Below are 16,910 nucleotides of genomic sequence, written 5' to 3'. Positions count from 1 at the left end.
CGCATCGCGGGGCTTTTTTATTTTGATTGTTTATGTTTCAGAGCTTGCTATGGCTTGGCTTCAGCAGTCAGGGTCAGTCCGTTAAATGCTTCGTAGCCGTGCAGGGCGATATACCAGGTACCGGCAGAGGGGTTATTGAAAGAACAGCTCTCAGTATTATACCCACCGGTCTCTTCTACCCACTCGTAAGGTCGGCAATCGTAATTGCTTTTGCTTGGGCTGCTTCCGTATTGGACATACAGGTCGACTTCACCATTATCGTTGTAGATTTCGATATCCAGGGAGGACATGCCCGGCTCCACCTCAATCTGGTATGTCAGCCAGCTGCCCGACGCGCCTGCAACATTAGTTTCCACCAGACTGGAGCTATTACCAGTATTTCCACCGCCGGTTACCGCTGCAACCGCCGCAGCGGCATCGACAATGCCGGCACCACAGCCACTACACGAAGATGGGAAACTACGAGTAGTGTTACTGAGTACGGATTCAACTTCATCTGGGGTCAGGTTCGGGTCTACCGAGTAAAGCAAAGCGGCTACGCCGGCAACATGGGGTGCGGCCATGCTGGTGCCTTGACTGTAGTAGTAGCTATCGCTTCCGGGGCTTCTGGTACCGCTATTGAGTGTTGAGAGGATGCCGTTGGAATCGTTGATGAAGCTTTGTGCGCCCCCAGGTGCGGCCATATCTACTGCATTGCCGTAATTGGAATAGTAAGCGCGGCCGCCGTCGCGATCTGTTGCGGCAACAGTGATAACGCCATCACAGCTCGCCGGGGTGTATCTACTTGCGTAATCATCGTCATTACCGGCGGCCACGACAACGGTTGCGCCGAGGCTGCGTGCGGTATTAATGGCGGTTTGGTAGGCCGAGCCGCAGGCACCCTCACCACCGAGGCTCAGGTTAAGAACCTGTGCCGGGTTGGCATTCTTCGGTACACCGGAAACGCTGCCTCCCGCAGCCCAAACGATGGCATCTGCGATATCTGAAGTCAGACCGCCACAGCGGCCGAGTACTCGAACTGGGACCACCTTGGCTTTGTAAGCGACGCCGGCCACACCGATATTGTTGTTGGTAGTGGCTGCGATAGTGCCGGCAACGTGGGTACCGTGCCAGCTGCTGTCGCTTTCGTAATCTCTGGGGTCATTACTTTGGCAGGCATTGTCTGTGTGCCAGTCACCTGGGTCAGTGGCATCGCTATCACGCCCGTTACCATCGACCGAGACAAACGTATTGGAAATCATATCGTAACCCGGAAGCAGGTTGTCTTTCAGGTCGTGATGAGGGCGATAGCCGGTATCAAGGACGGCTACTACAGCGCCCTCACCCTGTGTGACATCCCAGGCTGAGGGCAGATTGAGGCCACCTGTGGATTCCCAATAGTGCCATTGATTCCAATAACTGGGATCATTCGGAATTGCCATTGGACGCATTATCAGGTCTGGTTCTGCGTACTCGACATTGGGGTCCTGCTTTAGTCGCTCAACTATTTTTTTCAGTTCTGCCTTGCTTTTGCGGCCCTCCAAGCGCATTACCTGGGCTCCTGAGGCCATACGGCGCTTGTGGCGTAACTTGTGGCCGGCTCGTTGAGAGGCCTTATCAATAGTGTCTTGTGCAAGCTTGGCACCATGACCAACTTTTGAGCTTTGCTTGTACTTGATGATGATGCCGTCACTCAGGCCGGTCTCATTTGCATGAGCCGCGAAAGGGGCGGCACACGCCAGCGAAACTGCCGCTGCGATTGCTGTTTTTTGCATCAGGGCTTTTAATGATGAGCGCATTATTATTGTTTTCTCCACAACTTTTGGAATTATCGGTACCGGCAGTTTTGCCAGTACATTTTTTGATTGCTGATCCCAAGTGCGCTCCCAAGCCTAACAAGTTTGACTGATCCCTGAGCGAATGGCCTTAGCCTAAAAGTCCTGTGCTGATAAACATAAAATTTAGGAATTTTATTCCTCAAAAAATAATCACCTGGGCATGCTTTGTAACGAATTTGAAACGTTAGTCTTCAGGTCAAAATTAAATTTTTCTTATAATAATATGTAATAACTTTATCGCTTGTTTGTCGGGAGCAAATAGTCTGAACTCAGCTTCCTCGAAATGGGCAGAGCAACCCCGGAGACTTCAGGTGGCTCCTGTGGCCGGCCTTCTGAGAATCTTCCTGCTTCAGGGGGTTAAGCAAGTTTTTGTGGAGTCGCTTATCGCTTTCTCCTACACTCGAAACACAAAAATAATGAGCGAAAGAGCCAATGTCCGATACTCCCCGTAAAAAACTCTCTGAGGAAGACCAGGCCAGAGTCGATCAATTTCTGCAAAGTGGTGTGAATCAGGTCGAACGCAAACCATTCAGGCCCTGGTTGTTGTTGCTGGTTGTAGTGGTTGTACTGACGCTGCTGTCGCTGCTCAGTGTGTTTATCGCACAGACCAAAGGCGTGGTTTAAGGGGCTTGCTATGACGACTGAAAAAACTTTCCAGCCCCTCAATTTTACCCACCTTGACGAAGATGAGATGTGCCGTCGCGCCGGAGAGTTTTTCCGCTTGATGCGCCGGCGCCGCTCGGTGCGCGATTTCTCTGCAAAGCCTGTACCCCGGGGGGTTATCGAAGACGCTGTGCGCGCTGCGGGCAGCGCTCCCAGCGGGGCCAATATGCAACCGTGGCATTTTGTTGTAGTTGAGAGTGTGGAAGTTAAACGCCGTATTCGCCTGGCGGCGGAAGAGGAGGAGCGTGAATTTTATCAGCGCCGCGCCTCCGAGGAGTGGCTCAATGCACTGGAACCTCTGGGGACAGATGCTCACAAGCCGTTCCTGGAAACCGCCCCCTACCTGATCGCGATATTCCTGAAAAAATTCTCCAATGCGGAAACTGGAGAGCGACTAAAAAACTATTACACCTCTGAATCGGTGGGTATTGCCACGGGTATGTTGATCGCCGCACTGCACAACGCCGGTGTGGCGACCCTGACGCACACCCCCAGCCCAATGAAATTTCTCAATGAAATTCTCGGCCGTCCTGTGGAGGAAAAGCCCTATATGATTCTGGTAGCCGGGCTGCCGGCGAAAGGCGCCCAGGTGCCGGCGATCGCCAGAAAACCGCTGGATGAGATTGCTGATTTTATTTGAGTATGCGGATTCTGTGTGTAAGGGGCGCGGGCTTGAGTGAAAAATGGGTACACTGGCGGAATTTGAGCTTAGGGGGCCATGCCAAAAATACTGATCGTTGAGGATGAGGGCGCTATTGCCGATACTCTGGTTTACGCCCAGGAGGCCGAAGGTTTTGCCACCTGCTGGGTGGGGGTCGCTGGTGAGGCACTTGCGATGCTGGAAAGTGAGCCTTTCGATTTGGTTATTCTGGATATCGGCTTGCCAGATATTAGTGGCTTTGAGGCGTGCAAGCGCTTGCGCCGGTTCTCCGAAGTGCCGGTAATCTTCCTCACTGCGCGCAACGCGGAAATAGATCGGGTAGTAGGACTCGAAATCGGTGCCGACGATTATGTGGTGAAACCCTTCAGCCCTCGCGAAGTGGCGGCGCGGGTCAAGGCTATCCTCAAGCGCATGGTGCCGCGGTCCAATAAATCTTCAACGATAGAGTCGACAGGGCCTTTTCGTATTGACCCGGCGAGTTACCAGATTCATTTCCATGATCAGTTATTGCCTCTGACCCTCCATGAATATCGCCTGATGGAAACCTTGCTGGCCCAGCCGGGCCGGGTATTTTCCCGAGCACAATTACTCGATGCTTTGGGCATAGCTCTGGAGGCGGGCTATGAGCGCAATATCGATAGCCATATCAAGGGGCTGCGAGCCAAGTTGCGATTGATCGCACCGGATGCCAAGCCAATCCAGACCCACCGAGGGTTGGGCTACAGTTGCTGCCTGGAACATTGAGATGTCGTTGGGGATACGCATTTTCGCTGTCTATTTTGTTTTTGTTGGCCTGGCCAGCTGGTTTGTATTAAATACGGTAATGGAGGAGATCCGCCCGGGGGTGCGCCAGTCCACTGAGGAAACCCTGGTAGATACTGCCAACTTGTTGGCGGAAATCCTGCGCGACGATGTCAGCAGCGGTAACCTGGCTCAGAGCCAGTTGCCGGCGCTGCTGGAAGCCTATGGCCGGCGTCAACCGCAGGCCAATATCTGGGGCTTGACTAAGAGCCAGGTCAACCATCGCATCTATGTCACCGATGCTAAGGGCAGGGTTCTGCTGGATTCCAGTGGTCGGGCGGTGGGCCAGGATTACTCCCGTTGGAATGATGTCTACCTGACTTTGCGTGGGGATTACGGTGCACGCTCTTCCCGCGAGGACCCGAATAATCCTGAGTCTTCGGTTATGTACGTTGCCGCACCAATCCTGGATAAGGAAAAAATTATCGGTGTGGTCTCAGTGGCCAAGCCCAATCAAACCCTGCAGCCCTATATCGATCGATCGCAAAAGCGTTTGACCTGGTTTGCTGCCGGCTTACTCGTTCTCGGCCTATTGGTTGGCGCACTGTTATCTTGGTGGTTGAGCCGCTCCCTGGGCAAATTGACTCGCTATGCCCAGGCTGTGAGTGCTGGGCAGCGCGCGGAAGCACCACAGTTAGCCACAGGTGAACTGGGACAACTGGCAAGTGCGGTAGAGCATATGCGTGTTGAGCTAGAGGGCAAGGATTATGTAGAGCGCTATGTGCATACTCTGACCCATGAATTAAAAAGCCCATTGGCAGCTATTCGCGGTGCTGCTGAATTATTGGCTGGGGAGATGTCAAAGGCGCAGCGGCAGCGTTTTGTGAGCAATATCCAGCGGGAGGCTGGACGCTTACAGCAATTGAGCGAGCGATTACTGCATCTAGCCCAGGTTGAGCAGCGCCAGGGCCTGGAGGAACGGGAGGAGGTGTCAATGTTCCTCTTGCTAGAAGAGTTGTTACATGCCCAGCAGTCGCGTATTTCCGCTGCAGATTTGAAGGTTGAGGTTGTATTAGATCGCGCATTAAAGCTCTGTGGAGAGCGCTTCCTATTGCGCCAGGCGCTGGCCAACTTGCTAGATAATGCTCTGGATTTTACCCCGCAAGGCGGGTTGATTCGCTTTACCGGCAAGCGAAAAGAAGCGCGTATCGAATTGTGCCTGTTCAATCAGGGACAGGCGATTCCCGAGTACGCTCTGGAGCGTTTGACCGAGCGTTTCTACTCCTTGCCTCGGCCAAGCGGCGGGCGCAAAAGCACCGGCCTTGGACTCAACTTTGTGCAGGAGGTGGCTGGGTTGCATGGTGGTACTCTGGCTATCAGCAATGTGGACGGTGGCGTGGAGGTGCGTCTGAACTTACCGAGTGCCTGATTGAAGGTACTACTGAGTCAGAAGGAAAGAATACACTGCACTTGAGACGCGCTGTGAATACATCCCTGTAATCTCGTAATCGGCATCCATGCCTCATACGGTCCCGAGCGCAGTGTATTCTTTCTTTCCTGCTTTTTAGTACCTGCTGATTTCCACTCAGCCTCCATACAATCTCCACGCTCTCCCCATAAGCGCCCCATATTCACTCTTCAGACTTACTGCATCGAAATTCGACATTGAGGTCTGAAGTATGAACCGAGTCCTGGTTTTTAAAGTGGGTGCAATCTCCCTTCTAATTCTGCTGCTACTAGTAGTACCCCTGAATATGATTGGCGGCATGATCGATGATCGATGATCGATGATCGATGATCGATGATCGATGAGCGACAGCGATACCAGCGGGGCGTTCTGCAGGATATTGCGCGCAGCTCCAGTTATAGCCAGCAGATCGTCGGACCCATCCTTGTGCAGCCTTATGTAAAAACCTTTAAAGAGTGGAAGACTCATGAGCAGACAGGAAAGCGCTACGAAGAAGAGCGTGCGGTGAGCGGGAATCTGTATTTCCTGCCCGAGCATTTTTCTTTTGACGCTGATATGACCACTGAGCGTCGTGCCCGGGGTATTTACGAAGCGCTTCTCTACCACAGCGATAGCAAAGTCAGCGGTATGTTTCAAGTGCCGCCGCGGCTGGGGTTGGGAGATAATTTGGATAAATATCGTTTCGGGGTTCCTTTCCTTTCCGTGGGGATTAGTGATATCCGGGGTATTCGCAATGGTTTACAGCTGAAACTGAATGGCCGAACATTGCCATTTGCGCCGGGTAGCTGGGCACCGATTGTTGGTAGCGGGATACATGCAAAGCTGCCAGCGCTGGAACGCGAGGAAGGGCAATCTCTGGAGTTTGCTTTCGATCTGAAACTGCAGGGCACAGAGCATCTGCGTTTGGTCCCGGTTGGCCGCGACAGCCAGGTGATGCTGAGTGGCGACTGGCCACATCCAAGCTTCTTCGGGGAATTCCTACCCAGTCGTCGCCAGGTGGATAAAAACGGGTTTACCGCAGAGTGGCAGACCAGCTTCTTTGCCACCAACCTGGAGGAGGTGTTGCAGCAATGTGGCAATAGCAGTGAGTGTAAAGAACTGTTACATCGCAGCTTCGGAGTCAGCTTCCTTGACCCGGTGAATCAATACCTAAAAACTGATCGTGCGGTCAAGTATGCACTGTTGTTTTTAACCCTGACATTCGCCACTTTCTTCTTGTTTGAAATCCTCAAGCGCCTGGCGGTACACCCAGTGCAGTATGCGCTGGTGGGTCTGGCGTTAGCTCTATTTTATCTGTTGTTACTGTCACTGTCTGAGCATATCGCTTTTGCCAAAGCCTATATATTGGCCGCATTGGCATGTGTGGGACTGATTGGCTTTTACACCAGCTCAGTGCTGCACAGCTGGCGCCGGGGGTTGGGCTTTGCTTTACTGCTGGCGGCGCTTTACGGTCTCCTCTATGGATTGCTCAGCGCCGAGGACTATGCCCTGTTAATGGGGGCGCTGTTGGTATTCGGTGTGCTCGGCTGCACTATGGTGCTTACCCGTAAGTTGGATTGGTACAGTGTTGGACGCCGCGCTTCGGATCAAGAGAAGTCATAGTCTGTTAAGACTGTATCTCTCCTATAAACCGGGACCTAGTGTGAAGGTCCCGGTTACCTTTCCCCCAGGCGCACTATGGTCTCCCATTCTGAATCCGTCACAGGCTGTATCGATAGTCGCCCCTGCTTAACTAACACCATGTTTTTAAGTTCAGGGGTCTTCTTGATTTCGGCCAGGGGAACTGGCCGTGCGAACTCACTGCACCAGGTTACATCGACACAGTACCAGCGCGGCTCGTCGGGAATCGCCTTTGGGTCGAAGTACTTGTTTTCGGGATCGAATTGGGCCGGGTCTGGATAGGCCGCACGAACTACTTTGGCGGTACCCACCACCGCAGGCACCTTGCAGGCACTGTGGTAGAAGAGTACCTCATCGCCTAATGAGACCTGGTCACGCAGGAAGTTGCGCGCCTGGTAGTTGCGGATTCCATCCCAGCGGCCGCAGCCGGTGGCTTCGGCGGCGAGGTCCTGCAGGCTGTATTCGTCGGGTTCGGATTTGAATAACCAGTATGTCATGCGGCAGTTTGTCCCTGTGCTGCGCCGGTTGGTGTTTCGCCGGCGATCGGTGCCATTTAGTATGAACCCATACAAATGTGTCAAATCGACGTCATTTTTTGATGTCTGCAGCGGGAGATTATGGGAAACAAAGCATTTCAATGGCTTTCACAGCGCCTGTCTAGCCACAAGTCCCAATACTGGGCGCTGCAGCTTAGCGGTTGGGCTGGCTATACCCTGCTGTCCTATGTCAATAGTTTTTTCTGGGTGAAAGATCACTGGGTTTATTCCGGCTATATTGCCGTTGCCGTTAGCTCCGGGATTTTCCTTACCGAAGCCATGCGTACTGGCTACCAGAGACTGTGGAGCAGGCCGCCGGTCACCCGGTTCCTGGGATCGCTTTTATTAGTGTCAGTGGCTGCTGCCTTGTGGGCGGGAATTAAGTTTGGCGGCCACTTGTGGCTTTATGGTACGGAAGATGCTGAGAACCCCTTATGGCGGGCCATTTATTGGTTTTCCTATTCATTTATGATTTTCACCACTTGGTCGGCATTGTATTACAGCATCAAGTACTACCAAGCTTCGCAAACCCAGAAGGCCAAGACCCTGCGAGCCGAATCCATGGCGCACCAGGCCCAACTCAAGATGCTGCGTTATCAGTTGAACCCTCATTTTTTGTTTAACACACTGAATGCGATTTCCACTCTGATTCTCGATAACGACGGGCGTACGGCTAACAATATGGTGACAAGATTGTCACAGTTTCTGCGTCACTCCCTGGATAATGACCCGATGCAGAAGGTGACTCTGGCCAAGGAGGTGGAGGCGCTGATGCTCTATTTGGACATAGAGAAAGTGCGCTTTGCCGATCGCCTCGGCGTGCGCCTGGATTTACAGGGAGAGTCGCCACAGGCACTGGTGCCGAGCCTGCTGCTGCAGCCGCTGGTGGAGAATGCCATCAAATATGGTATTTCCCAGTTGGAGTGGGGCGGAGAAATCAGTATTAAAGCCCGAGTTTTTGCTGGTGAGTTATTACTGGAGGTCAGCGACAATGGCCCCGGAATGTCGGACAAGGAACTTAGTTTAATTGGCAAGGGCTACGGTGTAGGTATCCGCAATACCTGTGAGCGCTTACGCGCATTGTATGGTGATGACCAGAGAGTGCGTTTCCGCAATCGCCCGGAGGGTGGCCTGTCGGTAAATATCCGCATTCCCTTTGAACAGGAATAATGAAATGAGTGCAGTTGTAACCCTGAGCGCAGTGATTATCGATGATGAACCCCTGGCGCGGCGCGGTCTACGCCTACGCTTGGAGCAGATGTCTGGTGTAGAAGTGATCGCCGAATGCGGCAATGGGCGCGAGGCGTTGGATAAAATTCTTAAACTGAATCCTGATGTGATCTTTTTGGATATTCAGATGCCGGGTATCAACGGACTGCAGCTGGTGCAGCAGATCCCTTTGGATAAGTTGCCACAAATCGTGTTTGTCACTGCTTATGACCAGTATGCGGTGGAGGCCTTTGAGGTTAATGCAGTGGACTACGTATTGAAGCCCATAGAGGAAGAGCGCCTGGAACTGGCGCTGACACGAGTGCGGGAAAAAATGGCTACGGCGGATATTGCCGTGCAGCGCGAGAAGTTGCTGGAAGCGGTTGCCGATCTAACCAAAGAATCCCCCGAGGAACTAGAGCAGAAACTGGTGAGTGGCCAGTTCGCCGGCAGTGCCTATCCGGAAAAAATTGCAGTGAAGGACTCCGGCAAAATCACCCTTGTACCGGCGAGCGAGATTGACTGGATTGATGCTGCCGGGGATTACATGTGTGTACACGCCCTGGGCGAAACCCATGTAATGCGTATTACCATGAAGGAGCTGGAGCAGCAGTTGGACCCGAAACTGTTTCAGCGTATCCATCGTTCCACCATTGTGAATCTCAGCCGCGTGCGTGAAATTCGTGCGCATATCAATGGCGAATATCACCTAGTGCTGGATAATGGTGAGTGCTTGAAAATGAGTCGCAGTTATAAAAACAAAGTGCAGCATTTTTTATAGAAAAGTGTCAGTCCATGGACTTGTGAAAATGTCACACGTGGCCTGATCTACAATTCCCGACAATTAGTCGCAAGCCCCTTGTTTGTGTGTATTAAATCATTAGCCTTCGCCGCTAATTAAAAAAGAAGGGTCTATAGAATGGCGCTGACAAGAGCCGCTTTGAAAAACCCCGCCGCAGCTGGCGTGGCTGTGGTACTGGCCGTTTTACTGGGGGCTTTTCTCGCCAGTCGCTTGCCGGTACAGCTTTTCCCCGATATCGAAAATCCGCGCATTACCATCCAGGCTGGGTGGCGTGCCGCTGCACCGAAAGAGGTGGAGGCGGAAATTGTTGAGCCAATTGAATCCGTACTACAGGGACTCACCGGCTTAGAGATGATGCAGGTGAATGCCGGCCGTGGCGGCGCTTGGGTGAATCTGGAATTCACCATGGGCACAGATATGGATAAGGTGCTGATCGATGTGATCAGCCGAATGAGCAGCCTGCCGCCGTTGCCGAGGGATGCGGAGCCACCACGGGTGATGCTAGGCGGTTGGGGCGGCGATGCTACAGCGCTCACTTATTTTTTCCTGCAAAAACTTCCGGGAAACTCCAATCATCTCGACGACTACGCTGGCCTGATTGAGGATGTACTGCGACCTGAACTGGAGTCCGTGCCAGGCGTTGCCAGTGTGCAGGCCCAATCCGGGCGTGCGGCGCAGGAGGAATTACAGGTTGTTTTTGATCCCTGGAAAGCCGCAGAACTGGGTATTCAACTACCGGCGATCAGCCGCCAGCTGGCTTCGGCGCGGGATGTCTCGGGCGGTTTTACCGATGTGGGACGGCGTCGCTACACTTTGCGCTTTGTCGGTGAGTACAAACCCGATGATTTGTCGGAGTTGGTGCTGGAGTGGCGCGATGGTCAGCCAGTACGTCTCGGCGATATTGCCGAGGTGCGGGTGGGGCCGTCTGAGTCCCGCGGGGTGACCACGCAGAACGGCAACCCCGCGGTATCTATGCGCATCAACCGCACCAACGACGCCAATATGCTCGCAACCCTGGAACGGGTAAAACAAAAAGTCGCTGAATTGAATGACACTAAGTTGAAGGGCGAGCAGTTGGTGCTGGTGCAGTCCTTCGATGCCTCGGTGTTTGTTTACCGCGCCCTGAATTTACTCGGCGGCAATCTGATACTGGGTATACTGCTGGCAGTGGGGGTGCTGTGGTGGTTTATGCGGCGCATGCGTGCCACCCTGATCGTGGCTGCGGCTATTCCCATTTCCCTGCTCTCGACCTTTGTAGTGCTGTCCGCTGCAGGGCGCAGTGTGAACGTGATTTCCCTCGCCGGCCTCGCCTTCGCCACTGGTATGGTGCTCGATGCCGCGATTGTGGTGCTGGAAAATATTGTGCGCCTGCGGGAAAAAGGCCTCGGCCCGGAGGAAGCCTCGGAGCAGGGGGCCGGACAGGTTTGGGGAGCACTGCTGGCGAGCACCGCAACAACTGTGGCGATCTTCCTGCCGGTATTTTTCCTCAATAGTGTCGAAGGGCAGGTATTTGGGGACTTGGCTCTGACTATTGCCGTGGCAGTAGTATTTTCCCTGCTGGCCGCTGTGGCAATAGTGCCATTGGCGGCGAAGCTGTGGTTGCCTCCTATTTCCAGCGAGGATCGCCTGGCGCGCGTTTGGGAAAAAATCACTTCGCGGGTAATGGCACTGACCGGCACTCGCGCCCGTCGCTGGCGAGTCATTGGTGGCTTCCTGTTGGTGCCAATAGCCGCAACATATTTTCTTTTACCCAACCTCGATTATTTACCACCGGTAAAAAGGGATGCGGTGGATGTGTGGATGAATTTCCCCTCATCTACCAACACCAAAACAATTGAAAAGGAAATCGTCAACGAGCTGGACCGGCGCATGGCGCCTTATATGAGCGGTGAGCGCGAGCCGGCCCTGAAGAACTATTACATTATTTCCTGGCCCAATGGCGGCACCATGGGGGTGCGTGTTAAGGATATGGACCAGGCCAAGGAGATGGAGCGGCTGCTGCGCGAGGAAATCCTGGTGGATATTCCCGACTTTCAGGGATTTGCCGCCCGCGGCAATCTGTTTGGCCAGTTTGGTGGGGATCGCCGGATAGCTTTGCACTTACAGTCCCGCGATGCGGATGGCCTGATGCGTGCCGCCGCCCGTGGTGTGGAAGTGATGGAAGAGGTGATGCCGGGCACACCGGTGCAGACCAATCCGGGGCTTTCTTTATCGGAACCTGAGCTAACTGTGCGCCCGAACGACCGTGCAATGCTGGAGCAGGGCTGGAACCGCCAGGATATGGGCAGCTTGATTCGCACCCTGGGTAATGGTCTCTATGTGGGCGAATATTTTGACGGGGAAAAACGTCTGGATGTGATTTTCAAGGCACAGCCCTGGAGCACCCCGGAGCAGTTGCAGAATACCCCGCTGGTCACGCCCCGCGGTGAGGTAGTGCCGCTCAACCAGCTTGCCAATGTTGAGCGCACAGTAGGTCCGGGCAACCTGCGCAGGGTGGATGGTCGCCGCACTATTACATTGAATATTGTGCCGCCCGATGATGTGTCCCTGGAGGAAGTTCGCGCGCAGCTGGAGGCGGAAGTGCTGCCGCAAATCCGCGAGGCTCTGCCGGATGATGGCAGTATCCTGGTGGGTGGTAATGCCAGTGATCTGGATAAGGCCCTGGTATCCCTGTCACAGAATTTTGTTTTGGCGTTGTTGATTCTATTCCTGTTGATGAGTGCCTTATTCCGCTCTTTGCGTGATGCTGGGCTGGTTTTGCTCACCGTGCCACTTGCCACGGTGGGTGGAGTGCTGGCTCTACAATTCCTGAATTTAATTGGCTTCCAGCCTCTCGATCTTCTCACCATGATTGGCTTCGTTATTTTGCTGGGCCTGGTAGTGAACAATGCCATTCTGTTAGTGCACCAGACTCGTGCTGCGGAAGATGCCGGCGCTAGCCGGGTAGAGGCAGTAGAGCAGGCATTGCGCCTGCGTCTGCGCCCGATCTTTATGAGTACCCTGACCAGTGTGTTCGGTATGTTACCCCTGCTAGTCGCGCCGGGTGAGGGCAGTGTGATCTATCGCGGGCTGGCTGCGGTGATCGTCGGCGGCATGGCAGTCAGTACCCTATTTACCTTGATATTGTTGCCGGCGCTGCTGCAGACCGGGCGTGTGCCACTACCGCAATTTACCCGCCTGCGCCAAAGATTGGCTGTGAGGAGTTCCCAATGAGAAAGTTTTTAGTCGGGGCCGCCTTGTCCCTACTTATCGCCGAACCGGTTTTGGCTCAGGGCGGGGCAGTGGCAGTCACTGTCGATAGGGCGCAAACCCGTGAAGTGGTGCCGAGCCAATGGTCTGCCGGGGAGGTGGTGAGTCGTCGCGATATCCTGATTTCCTCTGAATTGGATGGCGTGCTGGAATTTGTCGCCGAGCCGGGCAGCCTAGTGAAAAAAGGCCAGCGCCTGGCACAGCTGGATGCTACGCACTGGCGCCTTCAATTACGTAACAGCGAGAGCCGGATAGCGCAATTACAGGCACGCCTCACTTATATGGATGCCCAGCTTCAGCGGTTGAGCAAGCTGGCGGAAACCAATAGTACTTCGCGCTCGGCGCTGGAGGAACAGCACGCCGAGCGCGAGGCAATGGCCCAGGATCTGCTGGCTGCGCAAATTGAAAGAGACAGGCGAGCTTACGAACTCTCCAAAACCAAAATTGATGCGCCTTTTGATACTTTGGTGGCGAGCCGTGAATTACAGGCAGGGGAGTATGTGCGCACTGGTTCCGAGTTATTGCGCGCCCTGGATATGTCGCAACTCGAAGTGGAAGCGGATATCCCGCTAGCCGCTCTGCCGTTGATTGCTGCTGGCGATACCATAGCCGTGCGTAGTGATGCGGTATCTCGCTCTGAAGGAGAGCGCACCAGCGACCAGGTTTTCACTGGCCAGGTGCGCCAGTTTGTACCCGTGGCCAGTGATAATTCGCGGCGGGTGAAGCTGATGGTGAAGTTACCGCAGAGCGCACCACAACAGTGGGACTGGATTGTAGGAATGCCGGTCCAGGTCGCTGTGCCCCTGGCCGAAGCCCGCGCGACCATGGTGGTGCCGCGGGACGCTCTGGTCCTGCGCAATGGCGATACCTTTGTCTTCCGTGTAGGTGAGGAGGATAAAGCGGAGCGCTTGTCGGTTCGTATTGGCAGCGGTGATGGAGAGTGGATTGCCGTTTACGGTGATCTCGGTAGTGGTGACCGGGTGATTGTGCGCGGTGCAGAGCGACTGCAGCCGGGGCAGGAAGTGAAGATACTTTCCGAGGTGGTACGTGATGAGGATGGCACCAGTATTCAGGGCGATAGCTGACCGGAATCGCGGTCATAGTTTCCATTAATTAAATTGGGGAACAGTATTCCATGACAATACACTTCTGCGACATTTACTTGCTCGTCGAGGTGCCTCATGCGTTTCCTGTTTGCGCTGCTGTTATTGACGATGACCTCAGCACCCTTGGCGGAGACGCAGGTGGAGCGCCTACCGGATGGGGCGCGCCTTATTGAAGCTAACGACGAGATCTATTTCTACGTAGACGGTTACTTCTATCGCCAGGGACCGGATGGTTATACACGTGTGGAGCCGCCATTGGGAGCTAAGGTGCCGGAGGTTCCCACAGGCACTTCTTTCTTCCTCGAGGGCAAGGACTATCGGGTTGCTGGCAATGGTACTTTCTTCCAGTTTGACCCGAAGGAAAGTCAGTACGTGGTGGTCACGCCACCGAGTAACTGGCGTAATTACAATCGAAACCCCCTGGCCCCTGAGGTAAAAATTTACCCTAGAGCCTACCCATCTCAACGAGCCTACCCACCGAAATACGAATCCACACGACGTGTCAGTCAGTTGCGCGGTTCCCGTTATTTACGTCGCTCGGACCAGGGCCTTGGCCGTCGCGAATTGTTTTGCCAAGCTAGAGCTGCCAACTTGGTGAGAAGGGCGCACCGGCCGGGCAAGGTGGCGAAGGGCAACTTGCGTGCCTACCGCAGGCAATATCGCAACTGTTTACGCGAGTATCGGAGCCGCCGTTTTTAATTCCATTTTGGAACAGAGCCGTGTGGGGGGCTTCGCTGCTCTCAGCTACACTGAGAAATATCCCCGAATGGGGGCTTCTCGCGTTTGTTTCTTCATGGATAGATGTATTCTATGACGGGTGCTGGCGGTTTCTTCCCCCTTCGTAAGACATGCATCAATTGCCGACCATTTCGTCTGTTTCTCCTATTGGTTTCCCTCTTATTTGTCGCGTTGGTTTCTATTGCGGCACATGGGCAATTGCCTGGTAGTCAACCTAAGGAATTCAAGCCGGAAATTCCTGATTTTGCCGATCCGTCAGCAGATTGGTGGACCGGATGGAGTAATGCCACGCCGGAGCAGCGCCGGGAGTGGCTGGAAGCTCTGCAAACTGCTTGGGCTGAGTGGGAAAAGGGGTTGCCGGAAGATGAGGAAGACCTAAAAAAAGGTGCGGATAAGATCACCCAGAGCCTGCAAGGGGTGGCGATTACCTGGAAAAAGCGTCAAGAGTACTTGAAAGTCGAGTTGATGCCAGAGGTGAAATTCCCTGAAGCTCCCACAGTACTTGATTGGGCGCGCGCGGATGGTGCGATCAGCCGCGGCCGGCGACGCTTGAGCGGAGTTCAGCTGGAGGCGCGCCAGTTGCGCGATACTCGCTCCCAGTCACTGGCCCAGTTACGCCAGCAAGTGATTGTACTAAGGGATGCTAAAAGTAAGGAGGAGGATGAGGCGGCGCAGGCACTATTATTGGCGCAGATCAATCACTTGAACATTATCGAACAGCTGGAAACTGTGAATGATTTTCGCAACACTTGGCAGGAAAAAATAGAGCTGGCGGAGAGTAAATTGCGGCGCATGCTCGATGACCTGCAATACAGCGAGGAGGATGCCAAGAAACTCGAAAAAGCTATCGGTGACACGGATAAAAAAATCGAGCGTATTGCCGCTACCCGCACCAGTATTCAAAGTACCACTGAGCCCTCCACCGATCCTGATACGAATATGAAAAAGGATCTTACCCTGATGCAGTTGGAGGTGGACCTGCTGGAAGAGCATTTGGGTAAGCGCAAGAGCGAATTGCTGCAATCTATTAACCGCGTGCTGGACCCTGAGGCTGAGGAGCGGCCGCTGATAGTCAGCCGTGAGCTGCTGGAGAGTGCCAATGCGGTGATTGAGGCCACTGCGCGGGAGCTGGCTATCCGCCAGCGCCAGGTAGTCGCTTGGCGAGGTGAGGATGAGAGCGAGGATCTCAGTCGCTGGTGGTCTTATTTCGAACGGATCGGTAGTGGCTTGGCGCGGGCCAACGACCTGGAGCAGGATATCCAGCGCTATGAAAAAGCACAGCTAGAGGTCTACCGGGAGCGGCAAGGGTGGTGGGCCACAGTGCGTGAGCGCTTGTCATTGACCGCCCGTCAGGCATACAGTCGCTGGCGTAAACTGGCGGATTACCAGCTGTTTACCATCGCACAAAACCCCATCACTTTGCGCTTGATTGCCAAGATGGTGTTTGTGTTGGTGTGTGCTTGGCTGCTATCAGTGCTGACCAGGGCTTTTCTGCATCGCCTGGTGCGCAGGGAACATGTTAGCGAATCCTCCATGTACAACCTGAGTCGGGTACTGCACTACACCTTTATAGCCGCTGCCCTGATCATCGTGTTGAGTATGTTGGGTCTGGACACTTCCAAGTTAGCGCTAGTGGCCGGTGCCCTCTCTGTGGGTATCGGTTTCGGTTTACAGGCGATTTTCTCTAATTTTATCTCTGGCTTGATCCTGCTGTTCGAGCGGCCACTCAAGGTGGGGGATCTGGTGGAGCTGGAGTCCGGTGTATTTGGCCGTATTCGCGATATCAATGTGCGCTCCACCCGCATCACCACTCGTGACAATGTGGATATCCTGGTACCCAATACCGAGTTTGTGGCTGGGCGGGTGATCAACCACACTCTGGATGACCCGGTGCGGCGCATCCACGTGTCTTTTGGAGTGTCTTACTCCTCCGACCCGGACCTAGTGCGTGAGGCTGCGCTGGAAGCTGCCGAACGAGTCAATATTACCCACACCGACTGGAAGCGCAAAACCGAGGTTTGGCTGATGGAGTTCGGTGATAACTCGCTGAATTTCAAGCTGGTTGTATGGGTAAACAGCAATATGGTCACTTCTCTGGGGGATTCCTACGCACTTTATAATCTGGAGTTGTTGCGGGAGTTTCGCGAAAAGGGCATTGAAGTACCTTTCCCACAGCGCGATGTGCATCTGCGTAGCTGGGATGTTCCGGCCATTATCAGTCGCGCCGCCAGGAAATAGCGCTAGCGCCAATTGTAGGGTATTGAGTTCCAGGGATTATGCGTAGTATTTTCAAGCGGCCG

General features: G+C 54.0%; 13 protein-coding genes. 11 read left to right on the top strand and 2 right to left on the bottom strand.

What is annotated here, in order from left to right:
• Window positions 1–47: 47 nt before the first annotated feature.
• Window positions 48–1,778 carry a S8 family peptidase gene (locus ACCI49_RS15415; protein ID WP_371839967.1) on the bottom strand — a complete coding sequence of 577 codons (1,731 nt, stop codon included), beginning with the start codon at window positions 1,776–1,778 and terminating at the stop codon, window positions 48–50.
• 471 nt (window positions 1,779–2,249) lie between these two features.
• On the opposite strand from ACCI49_RS15415, the gene ACCI49_RS15410 reads away from it, so the two are divergent.
• The 5 genes from ACCI49_RS15410 to creD all read left to right on the top strand — a co-directional run bounded on the left by ACCI49_RS15410 (window position 2,250) and on the right by creD (window position 6,952).
• Complete coding sequence (locus ACCI49_RS15410; RefSeq protein WP_371839966.1) at window positions 2,250–2,441, top strand: DUF3094 family protein; 192 nt, start codon at window positions 2,250–2,252, stop codon at window positions 2,439–2,441.
• Between the two features lie 10 nt (window positions 2,442–2,451).
• Window positions 2,452–3,120, top strand: coding sequence for a nitroreductase family protein (locus tag ACCI49_RS15405; RefSeq protein WP_371839965.1), 669 nt, complete (start codon window positions 2,452–2,454; stop codon window positions 3,118–3,120).
• A gap of 78 nt (window positions 3,121–3,198) precedes the next feature.
• On the top strand, window positions 3,199–3,885 hold the full coding sequence (gene creB, locus ACCI49_RS15400; RefSeq protein WP_371839964.1) for a two-component system response regulator CreB: 687 nt from the start codon (window positions 3,199–3,201) through the stop codon (window positions 3,883–3,885).
• Window position 3,886: 1 nt separating this feature from the next.
• Window positions 3,887–5,311: a two-component system sensor histidine kinase CreC gene (gene creC, locus ACCI49_RS15395; protein WP_371839962.1), complete on the top strand. Its 1,425-nt coding sequence runs from the start codon at window positions 3,887–3,889 to the stop codon at window positions 5,309–5,311.
• Between the two features lie 372 nt (window positions 5,312–5,683).
• Window positions 5,684–6,952, top strand: coding sequence for a cell envelope integrity protein CreD (gene creD / locus ACCI49_RS15390; protein WP_371839960.1), 1,269 nt, complete (start codon window positions 5,684–5,686; stop codon window positions 6,950–6,952).
• 53 nt (window positions 6,953–7,005) lie between these two features.
• On the opposite strand, the gene ACCI49_RS15385 is transcribed toward creD, so the two are convergent.
• Window positions 7,006–7,467, bottom strand: a complete 462-nt coding sequence (locus tag ACCI49_RS15385) for an EVE domain-containing protein (RefSeq protein ID WP_371839959.1) — start codon at window positions 7,465–7,467, stop codon at window positions 7,006–7,008.
• A gap of 120 nt (window positions 7,468–7,587) precedes the next feature.
• Here ACCI49_RS15385 and ACCI49_RS15380 point away from each other — a divergent pair, with 120 nt between their 5' ends.
• The 6 genes from ACCI49_RS15380 to ACCI49_RS15355 all read left to right on the top strand — a co-directional run bounded on the left by ACCI49_RS15380 (window position 7,588) and on the right by ACCI49_RS15355 (window position 16,848).
• Window positions 7,588–8,676, top strand: a complete 1,089-nt coding sequence (locus ACCI49_RS15380) for a sensor histidine kinase (protein WP_371839958.1) — start codon at window positions 7,588–7,590, stop codon at window positions 8,674–8,676.
• Window positions 8,677–8,680: 4 nt separating this feature from the next.
• Window positions 8,681–9,496 carry a LytR/AlgR family response regulator transcription factor gene (locus ACCI49_RS15375; protein WP_371839956.1) on the top strand — a complete coding sequence of 272 codons (816 nt, stop codon included), beginning with the start codon at window positions 8,681–8,683 and terminating at the stop codon, window positions 9,494–9,496.
• A 138-nt stretch (window positions 9,497–9,634) separates the two neighbouring features.
• The gene (locus ACCI49_RS15370; protein ID WP_371839954.1) at window positions 9,635–12,730 is read left to right on the top strand and encodes an efflux RND transporter permease subunit; all 3,096 of its coding nucleotides are present in this window, start codon (window positions 9,635–9,637) and stop codon (window positions 12,728–12,730) included.
• Window positions 12,727–13,851: an efflux RND transporter periplasmic adaptor subunit gene (locus ACCI49_RS15365; RefSeq protein ID WP_371839952.1), complete on the top strand. Its 1,125-nt coding sequence runs from the start codon at window positions 12,727–12,729 to the stop codon at window positions 13,849–13,851. Before ACCI49_RS15370 ends, ACCI49_RS15365 begins: the two co-directional genes overlap by 4 nt.
• Window positions 13,852–13,947: 96 nt before the next feature.
• Window positions 13,948–14,571: a DUF6515 family protein gene (locus ACCI49_RS15360; protein WP_371839951.1), complete on the top strand. Its 624-nt coding sequence runs from the start codon at window positions 13,948–13,950 to the stop codon at window positions 14,569–14,571.
• Window positions 14,572–14,673: 102 nt separating this feature from the next.
• The gene (locus ACCI49_RS15355; protein ID WP_371839950.1) at window positions 14,674–16,848 is read left to right on the top strand and encodes a mechanosensitive ion channel domain-containing protein; all 2,175 of its coding nucleotides are present in this window, start codon (window positions 14,674–14,676) and stop codon (window positions 16,846–16,848) included.
• Window positions 16,849–16,910 lie beyond the last annotated feature (62 nt).

It is taken from the genome of Microbulbifer epialgicus, from assembly GCF_041447265.1.
In the GTDB taxonomy this organism is placed as follows: Bacteria; Pseudomonadota; Gammaproteobacteria; order Pseudomonadales; family Cellvibrionaceae; genus Microbulbifer; species Microbulbifer epialgicus.
The sequence above is the reverse complement of the archived record's forward strand: the minus strand, read 5'-3'. Positions and strand labels throughout refer to the sequence as shown.

What these genes read in the sequence shown, in the direction of transcription:
- ACCI49_RS15415 (WP_371839967.1), bottom strand. Translation starts at nt 1,778, where the DNA reads ATGCGCTCATCATTAAAAGCCCTGATGCAAAAAACAGCAATCGCAGCG.
- ACCI49_RS15410 (WP_371839966.1), top strand. Translation starts at nt 2,250, where the DNA reads ATGTCCGATACTCCCCGTAAAAAACTCTCTGAGGAAGACCAGGCCAGA.
- ACCI49_RS15405 (WP_371839965.1), top strand. Translation starts at nt 2,452, where the DNA reads ATGACGACTGAAAAAACTTTCCAGCCCCTCAATTTTACCCACCTTGAC.
- creB (WP_371839964.1), top strand. Translation starts at nt 3,199, where the DNA reads ATGCCAAAAATACTGATCGTTGAGGATGAGGGCGCTATTGCCGATACT.
- creC (WP_371839962.1), top strand. Translation starts at nt 3,887, where the DNA reads ATGTCGTTGGGGATACGCATTTTCGCTGTCTATTTTGTTTTTGTTGGC.
- creD (WP_371839960.1), top strand. Translation starts at nt 5,684, where the DNA reads ATGATCGATGAGCGACAGCGATACCAGCGGGGCGTTCTGCAGGATATT.
- ACCI49_RS15385 (WP_371839959.1), bottom strand. Translation starts at nt 7,467, where the DNA reads ATGACATACTGGTTATTCAAATCCGAACCCGACGAATACAGCCTGCAG.
- ACCI49_RS15380 (WP_371839958.1), top strand. Translation starts at nt 7,588, where the DNA reads ATGGGAAACAAAGCATTTCAATGGCTTTCACAGCGCCTGTCTAGCCAC.
- ACCI49_RS15375 (WP_371839956.1), top strand. Translation starts at nt 8,681, where the DNA reads ATGAGTGCAGTTGTAACCCTGAGCGCAGTGATTATCGATGATGAACCC.
- ACCI49_RS15370 (WP_371839954.1), top strand. Translation starts at nt 9,635, where the DNA reads ATGGCGCTGACAAGAGCCGCTTTGAAAAACCCCGCCGCAGCTGGCGTG.
- ACCI49_RS15365 (WP_371839952.1), top strand. Translation starts at nt 12,727, where the DNA reads ATGAGAAAGTTTTTAGTCGGGGCCGCCTTGTCCCTACTTATCGCCGAA.
- ACCI49_RS15360 (WP_371839951.1), top strand. Translation starts at nt 13,948, where the DNA reads ATGCGTTTCCTGTTTGCGCTGCTGTTATTGACGATGACCTCAGCACCC.
- ACCI49_RS15355 (WP_371839950.1), top strand. Translation starts at nt 14,674, where the DNA reads ATGTATTCTATGACGGGTGCTGGCGGTTTCTTCCCCCTTCGTAAGACA.